Genomic DNA, 22,407 nt, shown 5'->3' with positions numbered 1-22,407 from the left:
AGAGCCTGGAAGGAAAAGTCACAAGTTTTTTATCCGTATTCATACCACATGATTCCCATCGTTTCAGCCCCGCCGTGAACACCGATTACCGGGCTGAGAGGGCAAAGGTGAATCGTGAGGTCAGGGGAGAGGTTCTGCAGCTCTGTTTTCCATGTCTCTGCTTTTTCCTTCGTTGTCGTATAAATAATACTCATGTCCTCGACCTGATAGGAGGCTATGGCTTCTTTAGCAATTTGCAGCAGCCGGCTTTCCGCCCGTTTCCGGGTTCGTATTTTTTCAAAAGGAACAATCTGGCCACCATCAAAGGTAAGAAGAGGGTGGATCTTCAAAAGCGTGCCAAGGATCAGCTTTCCGCGGGAGATTCTGCCTCCTTTGTGTGCCTGTTCGAGGCTTCCGAGCAGCAGATAGCCTCTGGCGTGCCCGGCCATCTCTGTTAACCGCTGATGTATTTTCTCCGGCGTGTGCCCTTCGTCTGCTAATTGCGATCCTCTCGTCAGCAGCGGGCGGATGCTGCCGGCGCCCATCTTCGAATCCACAGTGAAGAGCGGAAATCCGGTCATATCTGCTGCGAGCTGGGCTGTCTGAAGAGTGCCGCTTAAATGACTGCTGATATGTATGGCAATTCCTGCATCATAAGAATCCTTCAGCTGTTCAAACAGTTCGGAAAAACTGCCTACAGATGGCTGGCTGGTCGTAGGGAATACTTCTTCATGCGGCAGCCGCTCATAAAATTCATCCGTTGTAATTTCAATATTTTCTTTATAGCTTTCGTTTTCAAACACAACAGATAAGGGAACAATATGAATATTATATTTTGCGGCCGTTTCTGCATCGATAGAACTGGTACTGTCTGTAATCCAGGCTATGCGCTGTGTCATCATCCACCTCTTTTTTTATGTTAATTTGACAACGTTTTCACCGGTCTTGAATATATTATACATATTTCTGTATGGGAATTCGAATGAAACCCCCGCAGGTCCATATAAAAACGAGGGTAAAGAAAAACATGTCCGGGACCCATGCGGGTGCCAGAACATGCTTTAATTAAAAAACGGGGAGATTAGAGAAAATCCAATTACGACAGTGAACAAAATCGTCATATGGTTCAGCGAAAAAATAAACATAGTAGTTGCCCATTTTTTACTGTCCATCCGCCGGTAGCATATAAAGCTTGCAGCAAGCCAGGCCGCGCTTAATACGAAGGAAACGCCAACGATAAAGCTGCTGACAGGAAGGAAAAGAAAGCTCGAGAGCGTTAACAGAACAAGGTATACGTTTGTCTGAATATAGGTCCGCCGGTTTCCTTTGATTACTGGAAGCATAGGAATATTTGCTGCTTTGTACTCGTCATGTCTGCGTATGGCGATGGCATAGAAGTGCGGCATCTGCCATAAAACCATAATAACGAAAAGGCCGAGAGCTGCCGGGTGGAAAAAGTCATTGGAAATAGCTGCCCAGCCGATAAGCGGGGGCACTGCTCCGGAAATACTCCCAATCTCTGTATTGTAGATCGTGCGCCGCTTGCTCCACATTGTATATGGAACAACATAAAAGAATAAGCCTGTAAATCCGAAGAAGGCGGCGAGCGGTGAAGCCGCATATAAGAAGCCTAAGCCTGCAAGTGTCATAACAATTCCCAGTATAAGTGCATTTTTCAGCTGCATCCGGCCAGTCGCCGTAGGGCGGTTCTTCGTCCGGTCCATGATCTTATCAATGTCGCGGTCGTATAAGTTGTTAAACGTGCCGGCAGCGCCGATAACAAGACCTGAGCCAAGCGTGGCAAGGACTATCGCTCCGATTTTTTCGGAAAAAGCGATGTTGTGAATATATAAAGCAAGGGTAATCCCTGCAAACATAACGATTAAATTGGATTTGATAATCCCGGTTTTAATCGTTTCCGCCAGTACTTTACGAAGTGCCTGTTTCGGGGCAGCGAGGGATCCTTGTTGAACCGTGCGTTCGATATTTTCCGATTTCATTTTATTCCCCCCAACCGTGTTCATCCGATACTAATGTATCACATATGTCGTTAAATTTAGAGATATTGACAAAAAAGTTCGCTATCTTGTCAATTGTTTGTGAACGATTCATGACAAATTATTATATATATATGTACTTCGTACTTTTAGCAAACAAAATTATATTCTCACATTAACCGCGTGTTGGCAAGTGTTACTTCCCGGGTGTTCCGGGCACAGGAGTCCATAAAAATGCTTTTGTGTGCGCTTATTCCCGGCCGGCCGTACAAAAGCCGTCCGGCAGGGGGACGGCAGGATTATCAGCTGCTTTTAGTTTTTAATTCATGGAGCATGTCATGCACAGCGTGAGCGACGCCGTGTTCAGTATTCGTTTTTGTAGAAAAGCCGGATGCCTCCTTAACCTCCGGAACGGCATTTCCCATGGCGACGCTCCGGCCGGCCATTTGGAGCATATTCAAATCGTTAAAGTTATCCCCGAGAGCCATAACGTCTTCAAGGGAGATTCCGCGTCCGAGCGCGAACTCCTGAAGGGCAAAGCCTTTTTGGGCACGTACATGATTTAATTCAAGGTTTCCCATGCCCGAAGAAGTCAGAGCGAGCTCGTTATCACCCCGGAGCTCGTATTTCATCCGCTCGAGAACGGAAGCCTCTGAAGAAAAGGCGAGCATTTTATACACATCGAGGCCCTCGTAATCGAGTATTGAAAAGAAATCGTCTGCGAACTGGAAATTTTCATCCTCAAGCCGGCGCTCGGCATACTGTTCTGCTGCAGCTGTTGTCAGCTCGGGGTGCGCGGTCTGCAGCATTCCTACAACGATACTCATATATGCTTCTCTTGAAGGGGCGAAAATTCCCTGGCTGGTAAACAGTTCAATATAAGAACCGGCAGCGTGATGCACGGTTAAAATTCGTTCGCAGGAGCTTTCTGATATTGGGGCAGAACGCTGTATTTCTTTCCGGTTTTTGTAAGTGACTGCCCCGTTCATACTGATAATTGGGTAGGACAGACCGGCGGACGCCAATGGCCTGTGTGCTGCTTCGTAGGTTCTCCCTGTGGCAATCACAATATCAATGCCTTGTGCCGAAGCAGCCTGAAGCGCTTCGGCGTTCTCTTTACTGATTTCTCCGTTCTGATCCAGCAATGTTCCGTCCATATCCGTTGCAATTAGTTTCATTTCTTCTCCTCCGATATGCTCCAGGTCTGTTGACTCCGTTTTAATTATTACCTCCTATTATCGAACAATTCACCTAAGTCATCAACTTTTTTGTTTTCAGCAGGAACGCTGGGACTATAAAAACATCGACAGCTTATCTTACAAGGTGATTGAAGAATTCGTAAGGTTTCTACAGACTGATAGTAGCTTATGAAAATTTCGGAAAACATATTTCGCTCTGCGGGAGGGCGGTTTCTAACATGAAAAAACAGCATGTAGTCATTATAGGAGGAGGGCTTGCGGCGATCCGGTTAATGGAACAGCTGCGTGAGCGGGCGGCCCGGGTGCATATTTCTATTTTCAGTAAAGAAAAAACGCTCCCATACAACCGGATTCAGCTTTCATCCTATTTAAATGGAGAAATAACAGAAGACGACTTAACAACCTATACAAATAAATGGTTCCGCCGGAATAATATATCTTTTCATCCGGGAGAGCCGGTCGAGCATGTGTTAAAAGAGGAAAAGAAAATCGTGACGGCTGGCGGAGAACACTCATACGATCATTTAGTTTTCGCTACAGGATCATCGCCGCTCATCCCCCCGGTGGAAGGTGTAGAAAAAGAGGGAGTATTTCCTTTTCGCACGCTTGAAGACTGCCGCAGGCTTGTAGAAGCAGCTGAATGTAAACGCCGGATTCTGGTTATTGGCGGAGGTCTGCTTGGGCTTGAAGCGGCTAATGGATTGAGCCGCTTCGATGCAGAAGTGACTGTCATACAGCGGGCGGATAACATTATGGACCGCCAGCTTGACCGGCAGTCTGCCGCCATGCTGCAGGGAAAACTGGAACGGCGCGGAGTGAAATTTTTGCTGAGTAAAGACGTTACTTCTATTTTGGGGCTCCGGAAGGTATCAGGAATTGCTTTTGGGGACGGGACACACATGGAAGCAGACATGGTGGTATTTGCAATCGGGATCCGGCCGCAGCTGAAGCTTGCAGAGGCATCCGGTATTGAAACGAACCGCGGAATAATCGTGAACGATCAAATGGAGACAAGTGACAAGCACATATACGCAATAGGCGAATGTATAGAACATGACGGCCGGACATACGGTCTGGTACAGCCGGTGAACGAACAGGCGGATGTACTGGCCCGGCGTTTAAGCGGCGAGCATAAAGCCTACTATAAAGGGTCAAGTACTTCAGCAAAGCTGAAAATATCCGGGGTGGAGTTGTTTTCTGTCGGCTCTCTGATAGAGGATGAAGCTACAAAATCATGGGTGCTTCATGATGAAGAGAATGAGCTTTATAAAAAAATAGTTTTTCGTCATAAAACGGTCCAGGGAGCTGTGCTTTACGGAAATACGACTAACAGCGATCTGTTAAAGAGCCTGGTGATGACGGACAAACCAATCAATGCTTCGGAGAAAAAACAGCTGCTGTCAGCAAGCAGCGAGCCGGCCGGTTTTCTACTGGAAATGCCGGGATCTGACACGGTGTGTGCCTGTAATAATGTAAATAAAAATACCATTATCCAGGTCGTTCAGGAGAAAGAACTGACCACGCTGGATGAAGTGAAAACCTGTACAGGAGCTTCCACCTCCTGCGGGGGCTGCAGCAGCATGGCAGAGGGATTGCTGAAGCTTGCCTGTGAAGGGAAGGTGGAAGCGGAAAACAAGGCAGAAGCGCTGTGCGGATGCACGGGGCTTGACCATCCTACGTTGATTAACCGGCTGATGGAAGTAAAACCGTCGACGCCGGAGGAAGCGATGGAGGCGTTAAACTGGAAAACGTCTGAAGGCTGCGAAATGTGCCGGCCTGCCATTGCGTACTATCTATATATGATCCAAATGAAGCAGGGAGAGCTTTCAAGCAATGAAACGCTGCCATTTACATATTCGCCGTACATTTCCCTGGAGGCGGATGGGACCTATACTCTGCAGCCGATCATGAAGGCAGGAATTATATCTCCTGAGCTGATCAAAAATTTAAATGCCGTTATCGAAAAATACCAGTTGAGCTATTTTCACATTACAGCGGGCGGACGCATACAGCTCCCTTATGTAGAGGACGAAGATGTGGTGGAGGTATGTGACAGCCTGGATATTCCCCTCCTTAACTTTCCAGGTTTTCAAATGACGGCTGTTCAGAGTGTATTCAAGGACCGGATCCGGGAGCGTCACAATCCCGGAATGGTACCGTACGCTCTGGAGCTCGAGGAACCGGTGGAAGCTGTTCCTTTTCCCGATACGCTCCGTTTTGTCATGCTGGAGGGTTTTTCAATTCTTGAAGGTAATCACGTTGACGCCGGACTGCTTAAAATGGAAGACAAGTGGGAGTTTCATATTCATTTTGAGGAAAAGTCCGTGCTTCTGTTCTCAGCCCCTACCTTTATGGAAATAAAAGAGTATATTTGGGCGCTGCTTCAATATTACCGGGAAACAGCGTTTTTTAAGGAATCATTTGCCGGATGGTGCGGGCGTATGACCGTTATTCATATACGGGAAGGACTCTTTGATCCGGAGACAAGAGAGCAGCTGCTCCACCAGTTAAGTGTCTGTTTGAAGAAGCCGCTGCCGTATCATTTTTCGATTCCAGAAGGGAGTACAGTTCATGAATGATTTCGGATCCAATTACGGACAAACAATAGAGCCGGCGGTGCTCGAAGAAAACCGGCATCAGGCTCAGTGCCCTTTCTGCAGTATGCAGTGTAAAAAGGAAGTAGTGGAGCAGATCACTACAAAAGGCATTAAATATAAAACCGTAGGTGTGGATAACCCCACCACGCACGGCCGGTTATGTGTCAAAGGTCACTCCGCCTACCAGCACGTTATTCATGAAGACCGGATTACGATGCCGATGAAAAAAGTGAACGGCCGGTTTAAGTCCATTGAATGGGACGAAGCCCTGGATATTATTGAACAGCGGACGAAGGAAATTCAAAACGCCTCCGGCAAAGATGCTTTATCGGTATACGGCGGAGGCTCGCTTACGAATGAAGAATCCTATCTGCTCGGCAAATTTGCCCGTGTTGGGCTGCAGACAAAATACATTGATTACAACGGCCGGTTCTGTATGTCTTCTGCTGCCTCGGCGGCGACAAAGACGTTCGGAGTCGACCGCGGTTTTACCAACGGCATTGAGGAAATTCCAAACTCAAAATGCATTATACTCGCCGGTACTAATATTGCGGAATGCCAGCCAACCATTATGCCGTATTTTGAACAGGCGAAACAGAACGGATCCTTTATTATTGTGATTGATCCGAGGGTGACAGAGACAGCTAAAATGGCAGACCTGCATCTGCAGCTGAAGCCCGGGGAGGACTGGTCTTTGACAACCGCGCTTTTAAAAGTGATTTTTGATAAAAGCCTGCAGAATAAAGAGTTTCTGCAGAACCGTACAGAAGGTGCTGAAGAGCTTGAAGCTTACGTGCGCCAGTACAGCGTAGAGGAGCTTGCAAGACGGGCAGATGTGCCCCGCGGCGACATTGAGCAGGCGGCCACGATCTTCGCCGAAGCTGGTACAGGCATGGTATTTACTGCGCGGGGAGTGGAGCAGCAGATTGACGGGCACCAGGCTGTCCGCCATTTTATTAATTTAGCGCTGATCTGCGGCCACATCGGTAAACCAGGTGCTGGATACGGAGCGATTACCGGTCAGGCAAACGGCCAGGGAGGCAGGGAACACGGCCAGAAATCTGACCAGCTTCCGGGGTACCGCTCGATTGAAGACCCAAAAGCCAGGGAGCATATAGCTGCGGTTTGGAATGTGAATGAGAAGGATTTGCCCGGAAAAGGTGTCTCCGCCTATGAAATGATGCAGAAAACGCAGAACGGGGAAATTAAAGGGATGTTTTTAGTAGGATCCAATCCTATCGCTTCCAACCCGAACGCCTCTATTGTGAAGCAGGGGCTGGAGGCGCTTGATTTTTTAGTGGTCGTCGATTTATTTATTTCAGAAACGGCGGAATACGCCGACCTGGTCCTCCCGTCGACCGCTTATATTGAAGATGAAGGAACGCTTACGAATATGGAAGGGCGGGTGACCTGGAGACAGGGAATGCGCCCGGCTCCTGGCCAGGCAAAGCACGACTGGGAGATTTTATCGCTGATTGCTTCGCGTCTTGGTAAAGAAAAGTGGTTCAGCTACTGCTCGGCAGAAGATGTTTTCGAAGAACTGCGTCTTGCTTCAAAGGGGGGACCGGCTGATTATTACGGAATTACGTATGAACGGATTAAAAAGGAAGAGGGCGTTTTCTGGCCGTGCCCTTCCCCGGAAGAAAAAGGAAGGCAGCGCCTGTTTGATGACTCTTTTGTACATGATGGCGGCAGAGCCCGCTGCTTTACTCCAGAAAACGGTAAAGAAATTATTAAAGAACGACTGTCGGAAGCGAGACCGCTGTATTTAACGACTGGCAGGGTAATGTCGCATTACCTGACCGGGGTTCAGACTGGAAAAAGCGCCAGATTAAATGCCCGTTATTTTGAATCATTCGTCGAAATTCATCCAGAAACAGCAGAAAAGTACGGCATTAAGGAAAACGACCTTGTCACCCTGGAATCTCTGCAGGGCTCTATTGTGGTTAGAAATCAATGGTCGGAAAACATCCGGAAGGATACGATCTTCGTGCCTTTTCACTGGGCAGGCAAACAGAACGTGAACCGGCTGATTGCAGGTACACTGGATCCAGTATGCCAGATGCCGGGGTTTAAGCTGGCAGCAGTCTCCATGAAGCCGGCAGAAGCGCAAAAACAAAAAGTATAATAGATACAACGAACGCTGCCGGAATCGACAGCGTTCTTTTTTGTGCCGGAATGGTGTCTATTTAATAAATAAAAAACCAGCTCCTGTACCGGTTGTGAACGGCACGGGAGCTGGTCGGGGTTTGTGGCTGACATGGCAGGCAGTGGCCTCTGCAGCCCGCGGAGCGTTTATCCCTAATAGAGAAACGCTCCGCGGGCCGGCCTGGTAAACCAGGACCGGGCCCTCACTCAGCGGTCTTTATCAGAAACCTGGCTGGCGTAGGAAACGGCTTCCTTCGAGCGGAGGGCCGCTCCTTTTGCTTTTTCTTTAAGCAGCTGATCCTCCTTCGAGAGGTAGTAGTCGTCGGCAAAGGAATTTTCCGGTTCTTCGAGTGTAAAATAGCATATGATAAAGCTTACGAAAGCCCCGCCGGCCAGAATGAAGAAAAACTGGCTCGGGGTGACGAACGTATAAAGCGTTAAATATACGCTTGCACCGATGCTTCCATATGCTCCGGTCATGCCGGCCACCTGTCCGGTGACCCGTTTTTTTACCATTGGAACCATTGCGAAGGTGGCGCCTTCGCCTCCCTGCACGAATAACGAAGTAAGGACCGTCATGAGGACAGCGAGTATTACCGGCCAGCCGGAGTTGATCATGCCCATGCCGCACATGCCGATCACGATGCCAAACATGTAAACGAGCATCACCTTGCGCCGGCTTCCAAGGCGGTCGGATAGTACACCGCCAAGCGGACGGGCAAGCAGGTTCACGAAGGCAAATGAAGCTGCAATAAGACCGGCTGTGGACGGTGTAAGGGAGAAGGTGAGCTGGAAGAACATAGGGAGCATCGATACAATCGCGAGCTCTGCACCGAAGTTGGCGAAATAAGTACTGTTCAGCGCTCCAACGTTTTTGAAATTGTATTGATCGTCTTTTGCTATGCCTTGTTTAATAATAGGAACGTTTACTTTGACGATCATATAGATTTGATAAATTAATACGATACCTACAGCTGTGAAAATGCCGTATACAATAGATGTGGAGATAAAGCCCATATCGAAGACTCTCCAGGCGCTAAGGGCTACGGCACCGCCGACAGGTATCGTCCAAAACATCAGTTGAGCCATGTCTTTCCAGGAGCTCACTTCCATGGCACCGGACCGCTTCGGTTTAATAAGCGTGTGACCTTCCGGTGTGTCGCGGACATTTAAATAGAAAACAATACCATAAATAAAGCAGATAACCCCGGTAAAGGCGACCGCGTATCTCCAGCTGTCATCGCCTCCGATAAGGGTAATGGCGAGCCACGGGAGAATAATAGCTCCTGCTGCTGAACCAAAATTGCCCCAGCCGCCGTAGATCCCTTCAGCAAATCCGACGTGCTTAGGCGGGAACCATTCTGCGATCATTCGGATACCGACAACAAAGCTTGCGCCAATACTTCCTAGTACAAGCCGACTGATGGCAAGCTGTGCCCAGGTGCTGCCGAATGCAAAAATAAATGTAGGCACCGCCATAATAATCAACAGTGTGGAAAAGACGACCCGCGGGCCAAATCGGTCGAGGAGTGAGCCGATAATGATCCGGGCCGGAATAGTCAGGGCTACGTTCATAATTCCGAGGGCGGCGATATGTTCAGTTGTGAGCCATCCAAGGTCAGCCATCATAGTGGTCGCGAGTGGAGCCATGTTGTACCAGGCGAAAAATGAGATGAAGAACGCAAACCAGCAGAAATGAAGAATTTTAATACGTTCATCCTGAAAGCGGAAAAGGTCTTTAATAGTCAAAAGGAGAACCTCCTAAGGTGGGGTAATTATTTTTGGTTTATTCAAAAAACAATTGACAGCTGACACTCGCATACTTATTTCTCAGGAAGTTCGCCGATGCGGGCAAAGAAGATTTATTTTAAAAGCAGATAAACCATGTTGTTTTCAATTCTTATATCATAGGAGGCGGTACAGCCTTCATCCGCTCCCTGGGCCTGTCCGTCGTTTAGGCTGATTTTCCAGTCGTGAAGCGGGCAGAAGACATGTTCTCCGCTGACAATCCCCTGGGAAAGAGGTCCTCCTTTGTGAGGGCATTTATTTTCCAGGGCGAAAATGGTGTTTTCTTTAGTCTTAAAAATGGCTATTGAAGTTTCTTCAATAATCACTTCTTTAGGAATATCGACCGTAATTTCATCGACAGTTGCTACAGCTACTTCTTTTTGTTTATCTACGCTATTCATCACTATTCCTCCCTCATATTAAACGAGCTCCACTTTACGCTGTTCAAACAGCTCCTGCTTTTTCTTTTCGTTATACGTAAGTTCCTTCCATGGGTCTTCCCCTTTATGCTCGAGGGCTACTTCCATGCGCTCAATTAAGTTTGCCCGTCCCTCTTCATCTTCGAGAACGACCGCTTTTACATGATCAAGGCCGACGCGTTCGATCCAGTGGGAGGTACGCTCGAGGTAGTGGGCGGACTCCCGGTAATACTGAAGAAAGGCACTGATAGAATCCAACAGCTCGTCATCACTGTTCATTTTTCCGAGCAGTTCGCCGCCCCGGAGGTCAACGCCGCCATTTCCGCCGACGTACATTTCCCAGTGCCCTTCAAGACCGACAATACCGATGTCTTTGATACCGGACTCCGCGCAGTTTCTCGGGCAGGCAGAGACGGCCATTTTTACTTTATGGGGAGTGTTGAGCCGTTCATATTTTTGTTCGATGCTCATACCCATCCCGATGGAATCCTGAGTACCGAAACGGCAGAAGTCTTCACCGACGCATGTTTTAACGGTGCGTATACTTTTTCCATAAGCATGGCCGGAAGGCATGTCGAGTTCTCCCCATATGGACGGAAGGTCTTCTTTTTTGACACCAAGCATGTCGATACGCTGGCCGCCTGTCATCTTAAGCAGCGGCACTTCATACTTTTCTGCGACATCGGCAATTTTTCGGAGCTGATCTGAATTAGTGACGCCTCCGTACATTCTTGGAACAACGGAATAGGTGCCGTCGTTTTGAATATTGGCGTGCACACGTTCATTGATAAAACGGGAGGAGTAGTCGTCTTCATACTCTTCTGGTTTCGAAACGCTCAGGTAATAGTTCAGGGCAGGGCGGCACTTGGAGCAGCCTTCAGGCTCCTTCCATCCCAGAACATTCATCACTTCGCGGGTATGGGTGAGCTGCTTAGTCTTTATTTCTTCAGTGACCTGCTCGTGAGAGAGATCGGTACAACCGCACAGCGGCTCCACTTCGGAACCGGAAGCCTCGTCGCCGAGCGTGGCATTCAGCAGGTCGGAAACGAGCGGTTTACAGCCGCCGCAGGAGCGTGAAGCGTTCGTATGCTGTTTGATTTCGTTGACGGAAGTCAGTCCTTTGTCATTAATGGCAGAAACGATATCGCCTTTACAGACCCCGTTACATCCGCAGACCGTTTCTTCGTCCGCCATGTCTACGACTGGACTCTCCATTGGCGCATTGCTTTCGGAAGGGAGGATAAGCCCTTTGCCAACGTCGGAGATGTCTTCTTTTTTATTAATCAGGTTCAAAAGCTTCGGTGAATCGGAGGTATCTCCGAATAAAACAGCTCCGACCACCTTGTTATCACGGATATTCACTTTTTTATAAACGCCATCAAAGTCGTCATGGACAAGCACAGATTTTAAATCTTCCGCTTCTCCAAATTCACCTGCCGAAAAGACATCCACACCTGAAACCTTTAATTTGGTTGATGTAAGAGAGCCCCGGTAGCCGGTCCCGGTTGGTTCCTTGGAGACGAGCCGCTCAGCCAGAATTTTTCCCTGTTCATACAATGGAGCTACCAGGCCGTAGGCAATGCCGTTATGCTCTGCACATTCACCAACGGCGTATACATCGGGAGCGCTCGTTTCAAGATAATCATTCACAACAATCGCGCGGTTTGTATCCAGACCGGAATTCTCTGCAAGGCTAATATTAGGACGGATGCCGACAGCGATAACAATGAGATCGGCGTAAAGTGATTCCCCGTCTTTGAAATGAAGTCCCTGGACGCGTTTGCGTCCGAAAATCTGTTCTGTCTGCTTTTCCATGTGGAACCGCATGCCCTGGCCTTCGAGCTCACGCTTCAGCATTTTGGAGGCGTTCGGGTCGAGCTGGCGCTCCATTAACTGATCCTGAATGTGGATTACTTCTGTTTCCATGTTTAGGTTCAGCAGGCCCCGGGCAGCCTCAAGACCGAGCAGCCCTCCGCCAATTACAGCTGCCTTTTCATATTTTTTGGAGGCTTCAATCATCGTTTCGGTATCTTTTATGTCCCTAAAGGCAATTACTCCTTCTTTGTCAGATCCGGGGATAGGGGGCATAAAAGGGTTGGAGCCGGTAGCGACGATCAGATGGTCGTAAGTACACACAATCCCCCCGGCGCTTTCCACCTGTTTGTTTTCCGTATCAATACGTTTGACCTCATCGCCTGTATGAAGCGTAATATTATGTTCTTCATACCAGTTGTAATCATTTAAAACGATATCTTTTAATTCACTGTCACCCTGAAGAACAGAGGACAGCAGGATGCGGTTGTAGTTTGGGTGCGGTTCCTTGCCAAAAACCGTAATTTCAAAACGGTCCGGCTCCTGCTTTAAAATTTCTTCAATGGTGTACATACCGGCCATGCCGTTGCCGATTAAGACGAGACGCTCTTTATTCATGAATGAATCCTCCTCAGATAATTTAAATAATTCTGACATTTTCACCGGTTTAAATGCCGGCCGGTGTTTTCACAGAAAACGAATTAAGGCTGTTTAACTGGTCTGTCATTTGTTCAGGCAGCAGTGAAGGATCTATATAAAACACATCTGCTTCATCTGAAGGGAAGGCCTCCTTATCAAAAATAATGTACACAGGAGAAGCAGTGGTTTGCTGTTCGCTTATCATCCGGTCAATGCCTGGCTTCAGCTGTTGATAGGAGGCATAATCGGGGACGAAAATAGTATCGATCAGCTCCTCTTCAAGCAGTCGTGAAAGAGCATGTTCGGTGTTTGATGAAAGGCCTCCGGCATCAATCGGCTGATTCGTATGGCAAATGGCGGCCTGCTCGTCCTGCAGATAATCTGTAAAATTCTGAAGCCCGGGACGTCCGGCGGTGAAGGCTGCAATGCTCCGCCCGGTTTTTTTACCCGGGTCAAACCACTGCGTTCTGGAGTGCATTCCGGTAACAGTGCCTACTACAATAATTGCCGGATTTGTAATCTTTTTTCTGTGAACGGCTTCTTCAAGCCCGGCGAGCGAAGCGGCGGTTGACTGCTGCCTGCCGTAGGTGCCCCACTGCACAATAAGAACCGATTCTTCGGGTGAGCGGCCTTGCTGGATCAGCTGTTCTGCGATCCATCCGGCGTGTTTGACGCCCATATAAAAGACGATCGTATCAGAACCAGCAGCAAGGCCGCCCCATTGAATATCGGGCATTCCGTCCTGCTGTTTGCCGTGGCCGGTCACCACGGTGTAAGAGCGTGAATGTTCCCGGTGGGTCAAAGGAACACCGGCGTAAGCTGGAGCAGCGCTTCCGGAAGTGACCCCCGGAATAATTTCAAAGCGGATCTGGTGCTTTTGAAGCTCTTCGGCTTCTTCGCCGACTCTTCCGAAAACTCCCGGATCCCCTCCTTTTAAACGGACGACCCGGCTGCCGCGCCGGGCATGGACCCGGAGCTCGTGGTGAATGTCCTGCTGCCGGAGCGTGTGCCGGCACGGCTGCTTGCCACAGTATATAAATTTCGCATCAGGAGAAGCCTGCAGCAGGAGCCCGGGATGAGCCAGACGGTCATAAATAACCACATCGGCCTGTTGTAATTTGCGCAGCCCCTTAGCGGTGATTAATTCAGGGTCGCCCGGTCCGGCACCTACAAATGAGACGATTCCAGTATGATTACTGCCCATGCTGCACCTCTTTCCTTTTAATATGTACCTGCAGTATTTATTTTTCGACTACGAGTTTTATTCTAGGTAAAGCCAAAAGGTAATTCAGCATATGTGAAAGAAAACTTAACGTACTTTTTCCTTTTTTCGTACTTCTGAACTTTTTCATACGTGCACTGACGAATATTTGATAAATATAAGTGCGAAAACCACATTATTCTTGTGAGTAAATCTAACAATGGCTTTCCTGAGCCCCAAAGAATAAAGAAAAATTTAGACGCTCGTTAAAAATATGAATCAGAAATATAGGTATTTAGAACTTTTTTTAAAAATAAATTCATTAAAAAGTTTAGATCCATGAAGTAAAAGGTAATTTCAACTAAAGAAGTTATTCAATTCAGATGAGAAAGCGAGTGTTTGTCATGATTCGTACAATTTTAATGGTTATTGGAGCTATTGTTGTGATTGGAGCAATTCTCTCCTTAATTTAAGAAGAAATTGCTCAAATGATTACATTAAAGACCCTCTCCAGCCCAGCGAATTCATGACTGTTTATTTCCAGCTATTCATTGGAAAAGCATGAAGCCTTTGGCCGGATGAGGGTTTTTGCGTATAAATTAAATTTTCACGTTAAGAAAGGTGAGATACAGTGACCGACGCTAAAGATAAAGTTACGTACGGATTGATGGCCGCTGGCAGCCTTATTGGCGGAGCGCTTCCTCTAATCACTAAAGGGACGAAAAATAAACTTCAATCCTCAGAGGAATCTTCTGAGGAAGAAAATACTGATGAGCCAGCTGAAAACCAGGAGAAAGAAAAAAAGGCTCCCAAGCTTAAGCAGACAGCAAAAAAACCTGCGAATAAAGCAAAGCAGGCGAAAGATAACGTAAAGGAATCGGGCAGACAGCTGCAAGGCACCGTGGAAAATAAGAAGAAAAGCGCTGAAGATACCGCAAAAAATGCGGGTGAACAGGCGAAAGAAGCCGTTTCAGGAAAAGCTAAAGGAGCCAAACAGGCGGCTGACGCGAGCAAAGTTGTTTATAAAGGAAATAAAAAGGTTAAAGAAACTAAGGGCAGAATAAATGGAGTTAAAAATACTGTCGGCGAAAAAGTAGAAAAAACCGGCATGAAAATACAGGACCAAAAAAACGCCCAAACAAATGCCAATGAAGCTGAAAAAGCAGAGCAGCCAGGACAGGAAGCGGGCAGCGCTCCGAAAAAGGCAAAAAAAGTTTCTAAAAAAGCCGCGCGCCGGCTGACGGATGCAACAGGCCTTGAACAGAGCGCGGCTTCAGCAGAGCCGGGTGCAGAAAATGCGGAAGAGTCAACGCTAACGCAGGAGCTTGAGCGCCGACCGGAAGAAATGAACGAAGCTGAAGTGGATGCTTACCAATCCGGCAGTCAAAACGGAAGTAAAATGAACCACAGCCTGACGGACGTAATGGATACCGTGAACGATTTCTTTAAAAACTATGTAGCCGAGCCACAGCGGATTACTTCTACGGAAAAACAGGAGGGCCACTGGCTGGTAGAAATCGAAGCGTTGAATAAAGAAGGCAGAAAGTCTAAAAAAGAAACGTATCAGGTGCAGGTAGATGATCATTTAGAGGTGACCTCCTATAAGCGGGTAGATGGAAATAAATAATGCTTCGGTTTGAGGAGACCAAATTATGGCAAAAAAGATTTTATTAACTGAAGGCGGAAAATATGTCGATGGCTCAAAGCCAAAGGTAAGAAAAACGTTCTCCGTACCGGACGAAGCCTGGAAAAAAACGCACTTTTCTTCTTATTCCAAAGAAGCAGCATCCGATGATAAATCATCCGGGAAGCAATCCACTGATGAAGAAAAGAGCTCCGAGGATGATGAATCATTTTTGGACAAGGTGAAAAGCAGTGGCCAAAAAGCTGCTAAATGGGTTTCCTTTAATAAAACGAAAGAATTCCTTGATGAGCAGACAGAAGATACGTTCATTGAGCCTATTAAAGACACCGCAGAAGAAATCTCTGACTTGAACCCTGTAGAAACAACGAAAAACATGATTCAGGGCAATGCTAAAGAAGAACTGGTAAAAACAGCTACAAAAGGGGTGAAAAATAACCCTCAGGCTGCCAATGCCGTAGCTGCAGCCTATATGGGCAAAAAGTTTTTCAATACCCTGGAGAGCGCCCGTCTGGCAAAAGAACATGCGCAGGAAAAAGTAGAGGAAACAAAGAAGGCACTGGAAGGAAAAGGGGAAGAAGCCCAGGAAAAATTGCAGCAAGCTGTAGAGCAGGCTAAAGAAAAAGGCCAGGAAGCCCAGGAAAAACTGGGTGAAGCTACAGGGCAGCTGCAGGACAACGTCCAGGGCGGCTCCAATAAGTCCGGGAAAGGGGGCGGTAAAATCCTTCGATCGCTGCCCGAAAAAGGCTTAAGCGATCTAAAGGGAATGGAAGACATCAAGGGACCGTCGAACATCAAGACTTACAGCGAGTCCAGGTTAAGAAGCTATGATGAGGTCAAGGGCGTTGATGATATTAAGGGTATAAGCGAACTAAAAGGCTTATCTGACATCAAGAGCTACAAGGAATCGAAGCTGAAAAGCTACGATGACATCAAAGGCATCAGTGCCATTAAAGGAACAGAAAATATTAAGCATTATGATTAAGGAGTGAAAGATTATGGCAACAATTGAAAAAAGTACAGATTCTTCCAGCTTGGCAGAGGTTATTGACCGTATACTCGACAAAGGTATCGTTATCGACCTGTACGCCCGCATTTCTGTGGTAGGAATTGAACTAATCACAATTGAAGCACGTATCGTTATTGCAAGTGTTGACACTTGGCTCCGTTACGCTGAAGCAGTCGGACTGCTCCGCGACGATGTCCAGGGCGAAATCGATGAAGATGCAGACTCTAATGAGCGTGCCGGGCAGTTAAACTTTGCTTAAATTTCTCTAATCCCGTCATGCGTATGACTGCATGGCGGGATATATTTCTATTGGAAGAAGAAAGCGGGGACCACTATGAAGGAAGTAATGAAATCACTGAACGATTTTTTTGAAGAAAATTTAAAACCTCCATTTCGAATTACTTCGGTTTCCGAAGAAGAGTACGGCTGGTTTGCAGAAGTGGAAGTTATCGAAGAAGATGAGTATATGCAGAAGTACGGACATGACCAGCTTCTGGGTGTCTATGAAGTGAAGCTTAACAACAATCAGCAGGTAGGATCGTTTGAGCGAGTGAATCTGAGACCGAGAAGTGCTCACGTTGAAACGGCAGAAAGGAGATAGGTATCCATGGCGGCCAAACAATCAACGACAAAATCAAAAGAAACTACTGAAGAGAACCAGGGCCAGGAACTGAAAACCAGCAAAAGCGGCTCGTATAAACCTTTCTCCTCTGAAGAAGAAGGAGAAGAGCAGCCGAAAGAGCAGATTAAAGGCCCGGCGAAATCAGGTTCTTCGAGTGAAACTTCAGAGAAATCATCCGGACAGAACGAAAAAACGGACGATAAAGGAGAAAGTGACGAAGTGAATAATACCACGACCGCCAGCAAGAAAAATACAGCCAAAACCAAACAGACAAAAAAAGAAGCCGATGAAGAAGCAGCTCAACAGGAAGAGTCAGACGAGGCATCATTTGCCCCTATTAAAAGTGATATGTTTGAAACCATCCGTTCATTTTTCGAAGAAACGATGAACTCACCAGTCCGTATCACGGCTATTATGGACGCGGGAGACGGCTGGAACATTGAAGTAGAACTAGTAGAAGAAAAAGAGTATACGCAAAAATACGGAAGAGACCAGCTGATTGGGATTTATGAAGCCACGATGAACAAGGATCAAAAAATAACTTCCTATCAAAGGATGAACACTCGTCCGAGAAGTACTCCTTTTGAGAAAAAAGAGAGGTAAAAAATATGGCGACTACTAACGAAAGAAAGCAGCAGACTCAGAAAAAGTCATCCAACACATCGGGGAGCTCCAGAACGAATCAGCAAAAAGGGAGCTCTCAGAGCAGAGGGCAGTCAAAAAAGATCAATGCTCCTGCCACAGCGAATTCGAAGCAAACGACCTCTGAAGAACAACAACAGTCAAAGCAGCAAAAGATCCGTACGATTGATCAAATCGTAGAAACTGAAGAAATGCAGTCGATTTTAGAACGTTCCGAAAAGTATTTAACCTCTGGATATCCTGTACACTTTACAGGTGCAGCCGGAGTAGGTAAAACCACCCTTTCGTTTCAGCTTGCACGCCGGTTTAACCAGCCTGTCACGCTGTTAAACGGGAATGAAAGCCTCTCGAATACGGACCTTCTCGGCGGAAGAATCGGTTATACCAGTGACAAATTAATCGATAATTACGTCCGGAAAGTGTATAAACGCGAAGACCATATTACAGAACGGTGGAGCACCGGCCGTCTGCTTGAAGCAGTAAAAAATGGCCACACGCTCATTTACGATGAATTTACGCGTTCGCTGCCGTCTACAAACAATTTATTCCTTTCCGTACTTGAAGAAGGTATACTGCCGCTTTACGGCACTCAGCGTAACGAAAGCTTTATTACCGTGCACCCGAATTTTAAAGCAATTTTCACAAGCAATCCGGAAGAATATGCCGGTGTGCATAAATCCCAGGATGCTCTCCTTGATAGAATGATTACAATTCCGGTGGAGGATCCGAATAAGGAAGCCCAGGTTTCTATCCTGACAGAAAGAGCTTCCATCAGTGAAAAAGAAGCTGAAACCATTATTAAAGCACTGGATTGGGCGAAATCCACGAGCAGGGAAAACGATACGCATGTCCCAAGCTTCCGGCTCGCTGTTATGACTGCGATGTTAAGCTCGGAGCATGATGTTAAAATAGATGTAAAAAATGACGATTTTCAACAATTGTTTTTTGATGTGATGGGGCATTATTTCCTGGAAAATATTCAGGGAGAAGATGTCAGCGAAGCACAAAAAAGAATGAAGGAAGAGTTGAAAAAGGTCTAGGAGGCAAGTAACCGTGGGAATTTATATGTTTGGAGTTATTGAAACTACTGAAAAGCCTACCTTCGGCACCGTGGAACTCGAGGGAAAAGAGCGAAAAATCTATACCCTCCAGCGCGGGCAGGAAGCGATGGTGGTAGCGGAAGCTCCGATGCAGATTTATGATCCAACGAGGAAAAACCTGCGGGCTCATCAAGATACAGTGGCCAGAGTAATGGAAGAATACGATGTCATTCCGATGAGTTTTGGGAACGTCCTTGAGGACCAGAAAGAAGTCTTTGCTCTAATGGAAAAGCTGCAGGATCAGTTTGAAGAAATTTTTCCGAAAATCCGCGGCAAAATGGAAGTTGGACTTAAAATCATCGGAAAGAAAGAATGGCTGAATGAACAAATCCGCCAGGAACCGGGAATGGAAGACCTGCGCAAAAAAACGGATACGAAAGGCAAAAACGCCAGCTATTACGAGCGTATGCAGCTCGGAGAATCAGCGCAAAAATTCATGATCAGGCTGCACGAGCGCTTTGAGGAAGAGGTTTTTCAGCCGCTCGCAGAGATTGCCAATGCAGCTAAAAGTAACGAAGTAATCAATGAGCGGATGCTGTTGAATGCCGCTTTTTTAATAGATAAGGAAAACGAAGAAGCTTTTGATGCAAAAGTAAACGAGATTTTTAATGAATGGAATGAACACGCTGATTTCAAGTATACGGGCCCGTGGCCGGCCTACAACTTTATTGACCTGAAAATAAAAGCGGGGAACAGCGTATGATTCATAAATTATTTACCTGGCCGCTTGATACTGTCGTCTGGGCTGGTAAAAAAGTAAAGGAAGAGGCGGATAAGGAATATTTTGACGTCCGCCAGATTCAAAAGAAACTGGCCAATCTGCAGATCATGTACGAAATGGAAGAAATTTCTGAGGATGCCTTCACAGAGCAGGAGGAAGAGCTGCTGCAGCGGTATCGCAGAGCGAAGCAGATTGAACAGGAAGAATTACGGGAAGAGTTAGAGGAAAAGGATTAAAGGAGTGAACCGGCAGTGCAGACAAACTCGGGCGCTCCGGCTCTTTTGTATTTGTATGCCTTGATTCCCACCAGCGAATATGAGGAAGATCCTATGGAGCCGATGGAAGGTATGGAGCCGGACAATAATATCAGCTTTATTGAACATGGCAGTATCACTGCAGTAGTTACTCATGTTCCGGAAGAAGAATTTTCCCAGGAACAACTGCAGAAGAATGTAGAAAAAATGGAATGGCTGCAGGCTAAAGCCTTTCACCATCATGAAACGATGAACCAGCTGCATGATCGCTATACCACGATCCCGTTAAAATTCGGCACGATTTTCGAGCAGGAAGCAAATCTTGCGGAAATGATTGAAAAATACCAGGAGAGCGTAACGGCTCAGCTTTCTTATTTGGAAGGCAAAGAAGAATGGAACGTCAAAACTTACGCTGATCAGCAATTGTTCACTGAAGCCGTCGTGCAGAACAGCGAGGAAATTCAGGCGAAAGAAGCAGAGCTTGAAGCGATGCCGGCTGGCCGGCGCTTTTTTGAGAAAAAGAAAATGGACCAGTTCATTGAAGCGCAGGCAGACGAGCAAATTGAGAAGCACTGCCAATCGTTTCATGATGAGTTAGCTGCCTGGAGCGAAGGCACAGAAATAAAAAAGAATTGGGAAAAGCGTGTCACAGACCGGGAAAAAGAAATGGCTTGGAACGCCGTATACCTGATTCACTCGAAAGACCGGGAGGCGTTTATTCAATTAATTGAACAGCGCCAGGCAAAAGAAGAAGCAGAAGAGACCGGAATGGATTTAGAGTGTACAGGCCCGTGGCCGGCATTTCATTTCTCAGGCCTGACAGACAGGAGGGAGCAAAATGCCCCAGGACACTCTTAAAAACCGGGAAGTTTCCCTGCTCGATGTCTTGGACTCCGTACTAGATAAAGGGGTCGTACTTCAGGGCGATGTAACGATATCCATTGCAGGGATAGATCTTGTTTATTTGGATTTACGCGTACTGATCGCTTCTGTCGAAACCCTGCGACAGTCGGAATTGAAGACGCAGAAAGAATTTGTTTCTAATTCTTCAGAACCTTCCCAAGTCGAATAAAGGAGGCCGAACACAGATGGAAAATAGTAACCCGCAAGTAACACAAGCCCAGCAGCCGACCGGACGCATATCACTGGATCCCGACAAAGCAGAAGAAGGGCTCACCCAGCTGGTGATGACGGTGGTGGAGCTGCTGCGTGAGCTGGTGGAACGCCAGGCAATGCGCAGAGTTGAAGGCGGAGATTTAACAGAGGAACAAGTCGAGCAGCTTGGTGTAGCGCTCATGCAGCTGGAAGATAAAATGGAAGAAATGAAGGAAATCTTTGGCCTTACAGCGGAAGATCTGAACATTGATCTTGGACCTTTAGGGAACTTACTGTAAGCTTCAAAATAGGCTTGAAAGAAGGGAATATATTATGGCTGAACAACCTGTACAACGATCAGCACCCGATCACATGGAGAGACCGTCCGGCGGCCTTGTTGACATTCTGGAGACAGTATTGGATAAAGGTGTCGTCATTGCTGGAGACATTAAAGTAAATATTGCGGATGTGGAACTGCTGACCATTAAAATCCGCCTGGTCGTTGCCTCGGTAGATAAAGCAAAAGAAATGGGCATCGACTGGTGGGAAACAGACCCGCATTATTCGTCCAAGGCAAAAGGGCTCGAAGAAGAAAATCAGCGGCTGCTTGAACGGGTGGAACAGCTTGAAGAAAAGCAGCAGACTGAAAGCGAAGAGCAGCAGGCTACAGCACAGAATAAAAACAAAGCCGAAAAGTGAGGTGAACGCACGTGATTTTCCGTGACCTGTCTAAAGACATCGGCCAGCTGGTACGGGACCTGCAGAATCAGGACAAGTCGCAGGTTCAGCGTACAGAAGAACGCACGTTTGGAAAAGACGAAAACGCACCGAAGCTTCGGATGGAATATAACATGAAAGCAAGAACACTCCCGTCGAAGGAAGAAATGGAAGAATACCGAAAAGAAATCAAGCAGCGGGACAGGGATCGTCTGGAATAACAGATCCTGTCCTGCGTGAAAGCTTTTCCGGGGCGTCTGTTTTTCTCCGGAGAAGCGGTACATAGCTGTATTAATTAATAAAGGAGCTGGGCACATGGCAAAAGATAAAAAGCGGCGGAGCTTTTTAAAGAAGAAAAACATTGACGAATCAACGTTGAAGGACCGATTAAAGCGCCTGAATCCGCGGGCGAAAAAATATGCGAAAGACCCAAAAGAAACGGAAAAACTGCTGCGGCAGGCAAGAGAAAAAGCGGACGAAAACCAGAGTCCGCTGAAAAACGTGTGGCAGGAGCTGCAGCTGATGCTTGAAATGCTTCGTGCCTGGTGGAAAAAAGAGTACCAGCATGCGCCCTACAAATCGATTGTAGCCATCATTGCAGGACTGATCTATTTCGTTTCTCCCATCGATTTGATTCCGGACTTTCTCCCGGGCGGCCTGATTGATGACGCAGCGGTTATTTCGTTTGTGTTCAAGCAGGTACAAAAAGACCTCGATGACTTTAAAGAGTGGAAGCTGCAGCGTGATAATACGATTGATGCAGATGAATAATATGAAAACACCAGCATTTAAGGATGTTGGTGTTTTTTATCTTTCTAATTGCTGC

General features: G+C 47.0%; 23 protein-coding genes. 16 read left to right on the top strand and 7 right to left on the bottom strand.

Annotated elements, in window-relative coordinates:
- Nucleotides 1-29: 29 nt before the first annotated feature.
- The 3 genes from ACTRXH_RS06280 to ACTRXH_RS06270 all read right to left on the bottom strand — a co-directional run bounded on the left by ACTRXH_RS06280 (nt 30) and on the right by ACTRXH_RS06270 (nt 3,154).
- Nucleotides 30-878, bottom strand: coding sequence for a DegV family protein (locus ACTRXH_RS06280; RefSeq protein WP_474260934.1), 849 nt, complete (start codon nt 876-878; stop codon nt 30-32).
- 162 nt (nt 879-1,040) lie between these two features.
- Entirely contained in the window at nt 1,041-1,979 is a 939-nt protein-coding gene (gene cyoE, locus ACTRXH_RS06275; protein WP_474260935.1) for a heme o synthase, read from the bottom strand.
- A gap of 299 nt (nt 1,980-2,278) precedes the next feature.
- A complete protein-coding gene (locus tag ACTRXH_RS06270; protein WP_474260936.1) occupies nt 2,279-3,154 on the bottom strand; it encodes a Cof-type HAD-IIB family hydrolase in 876 nt (291 codons plus the stop codon).
- Nucleotides 3,155-3,393: 239 nt separating this feature from the next.
- Here ACTRXH_RS06270 and nirB (ACTRXH_RS06265) point away from each other — a divergent pair, with 239 nt between their 5' ends.
- Together nirB (ACTRXH_RS06265) and nasC are read left to right on the top strand one after the other, a co-directional pair.
- Nucleotides 3,394-5,754: a nitrite reductase large subunit NirB gene (gene nirB / locus ACTRXH_RS06265; protein ID WP_474260937.1), complete on the top strand. Its 2,361-nt coding sequence runs from the start codon at nt 3,394-3,396 to the stop codon at nt 5,752-5,754.
- A complete protein-coding gene (gene nasC / locus ACTRXH_RS06260) occupies nt 5,747-7,900 on the top strand; it encodes an assimilatory nitrate reductase catalytic subunit NasC (RefSeq protein ID WP_474260938.1) in 2,154 nt (717 codons plus the stop codon). Before nirB (ACTRXH_RS06265) ends, nasC begins: the two co-directional genes overlap by 8 nt.
- A 227-nt stretch (nt 7,901-8,127) precedes the next feature.
- Here the strand turns inward: nasC and ACTRXH_RS06255 are convergent, their stop codons facing one another.
- The 4 genes from ACTRXH_RS06255 to cobA form a co-directional block, all read right to left on the bottom strand.
- A complete protein-coding gene (locus ACTRXH_RS06255; RefSeq protein ID WP_474260939.1) occupies nt 8,128-9,669 on the bottom strand; it encodes an MFS transporter in 1,542 nt (513 codons plus the stop codon).
- Nucleotides 9,670-9,782: 113 nt separating this feature from the next.
- Nucleotides 9,783-10,109 (bottom strand): nitrite reductase small subunit NirD, encoded by a 327-nt coding sequence (gene nirD / locus ACTRXH_RS06250; protein WP_474260940.1) that lies wholly within the window; start codon nt 10,107-10,109, stop codon nt 9,783-9,785.
- Between the two features lie 18 nt (nt 10,110-10,127).
- Nucleotides 10,128-12,557 (bottom strand): nitrite reductase large subunit NirB, encoded by a 2,430-nt coding sequence (gene nirB, locus ACTRXH_RS06245; RefSeq protein ID WP_474260941.1) that lies wholly within the window; start codon nt 12,555-12,557, stop codon nt 10,128-10,130.
- Nucleotides 12,558-12,606: 49 nt separating this feature from the next.
- Complete coding sequence (gene cobA, locus ACTRXH_RS06240; RefSeq protein ID WP_474260942.1) at nt 12,607-13,782, bottom strand: uroporphyrinogen-III C-methyltransferase; 1,176 nt, start codon at nt 13,780-13,782, stop codon at nt 12,607-12,609.
- A gap of 628 nt (nt 13,783-14,410) precedes the next feature.
- Between cobA and ACTRXH_RS06235 the strand changes: the two genes are divergently transcribed.
- From ACTRXH_RS06235 to ACTRXH_RS06170, 14 genes are all read left to right on the top strand, one after another.
- The gene (locus ACTRXH_RS06235; RefSeq protein WP_474260943.1) at nt 14,411-15,406 is read left to right on the top strand and encodes a hypothetical protein; all 996 of its coding nucleotides are present in this window, start codon (nt 14,411-14,413) and stop codon (nt 15,404-15,406) included.
- A 25-nt stretch (nt 15,407-15,431) separates the two neighbouring features.
- Nucleotides 15,432-16,406, top strand: coding sequence for a hypothetical protein (locus ACTRXH_RS06230; protein ID WP_474260944.1), 975 nt, complete (start codon nt 15,432-15,434; stop codon nt 16,404-16,406).
- 13 nt (nt 16,407-16,419) lie between these two features.
- Nucleotides 16,420-16,689 carry a gas vesicle structural protein GvpA gene (gvpA, locus tag ACTRXH_RS06225; protein ID WP_022794406.1) on the top strand — a complete coding sequence of 90 codons (270 nt, stop codon included), beginning with the start codon at nt 16,420-16,422 and terminating at the stop codon, nt 16,687-16,689.
- Nucleotides 16,690-16,716: 27 nt separating this feature from the next.
- On the top strand, nt 16,717-17,031 hold the full coding sequence (gene gvpO / locus ACTRXH_RS06220) for a gas vesicle protein GvpO (RefSeq protein ID WP_474281284.1): 315 nt from the start codon (nt 16,717-16,719) through the stop codon (nt 17,029-17,031).
- Between the two features lie 6 nt (nt 17,032-17,037).
- Nucleotides 17,038-17,655, top strand: coding sequence for a gas vesicle protein GvpO (locus tag ACTRXH_RS06215; protein WP_474260945.1), 618 nt, complete (start codon nt 17,038-17,040; stop codon nt 17,653-17,655).
- A 5-nt stretch (nt 17,656-17,660) separates the two neighbouring features.
- A complete protein-coding gene (gene gvpN, locus ACTRXH_RS06210; RefSeq protein WP_474278231.1) occupies nt 17,661-18,734 on the top strand; it encodes a gas vesicle protein GvpN in 1,074 nt (357 codons plus the stop codon).
- 13 nt (nt 18,735-18,747) lie between these two features.
- Nucleotides 18,748-19,497 (top strand): GvpL/GvpF family gas vesicle protein, encoded by a 750-nt coding sequence (locus ACTRXH_RS06205; protein WP_322526667.1) that lies wholly within the window; start codon nt 18,748-18,750, stop codon nt 19,495-19,497.
- Complete coding sequence (locus ACTRXH_RS06200) at nt 19,494-19,751, top strand: gas vesicle protein GvpG (RefSeq protein WP_079475234.1); 258 nt, start codon at nt 19,494-19,496, stop codon at nt 19,749-19,751. The genes ACTRXH_RS06205 and ACTRXH_RS06200 overlap by 4 nt, the downstream gene beginning before the upstream one ends.
- Before the next feature lie 15 nt (nt 19,752-19,766).
- A complete protein-coding gene (locus tag ACTRXH_RS06195; protein ID WP_474260947.1) occupies nt 19,767-20,627 on the top strand; it encodes a GvpL/GvpF family gas vesicle protein in 861 nt (286 codons plus the stop codon).
- Nucleotides 20,608-20,841 carry a gas vesicle protein gene (locus ACTRXH_RS06190; protein WP_319630721.1) on the top strand — a complete coding sequence of 78 codons (234 nt, stop codon included), beginning with the start codon at nt 20,608-20,610 and terminating at the stop codon, nt 20,839-20,841. Before ACTRXH_RS06195 ends, ACTRXH_RS06190 begins: the two co-directional genes overlap by 20 nt.
- A gap of 16 nt (nt 20,842-20,857) precedes the next feature.
- Nucleotides 20,858-21,163 carry a gas vesicle protein K gene (locus ACTRXH_RS06185; RefSeq protein WP_474260948.1) on the top strand — a complete coding sequence of 102 codons (306 nt, stop codon included), beginning with the start codon at nt 20,858-20,860 and terminating at the stop codon, nt 21,161-21,163.
- Between the two features lie 73 nt (nt 21,164-21,236).
- Nucleotides 21,237-21,563, top strand: a complete 327-nt coding sequence (locus tag ACTRXH_RS06180) for a gas vesicle protein (RefSeq protein ID WP_474261139.1) — start codon at nt 21,237-21,239, stop codon at nt 21,561-21,563.
- Between the two features lie 11 nt (nt 21,564-21,574).
- Nucleotides 21,575-21,802 (top strand): hypothetical protein, encoded by a 228-nt coding sequence (locus tag ACTRXH_RS06175; RefSeq protein ID WP_298784765.1) that lies wholly within the window; start codon nt 21,575-21,577, stop codon nt 21,800-21,802.
- A 94-nt stretch (nt 21,803-21,896) separates the two neighbouring features.
- Complete coding sequence (locus ACTRXH_RS06170; RefSeq protein WP_462867864.1) at nt 21,897-22,352, top strand: YkvA family protein; 456 nt, start codon at nt 21,897-21,899, stop codon at nt 22,350-22,352.
- The last annotated feature ends 55 nt before the right edge of the window (nt 22,353-22,407 follow it).

The organism is Marinococcus sp. LNHM5E3-2.1, from assembly GCF_056034365.1.
Note: the sequence above shows the minus strand (reverse complement) of the source record. Positions and strands in the feature narration are given on the sequence as shown.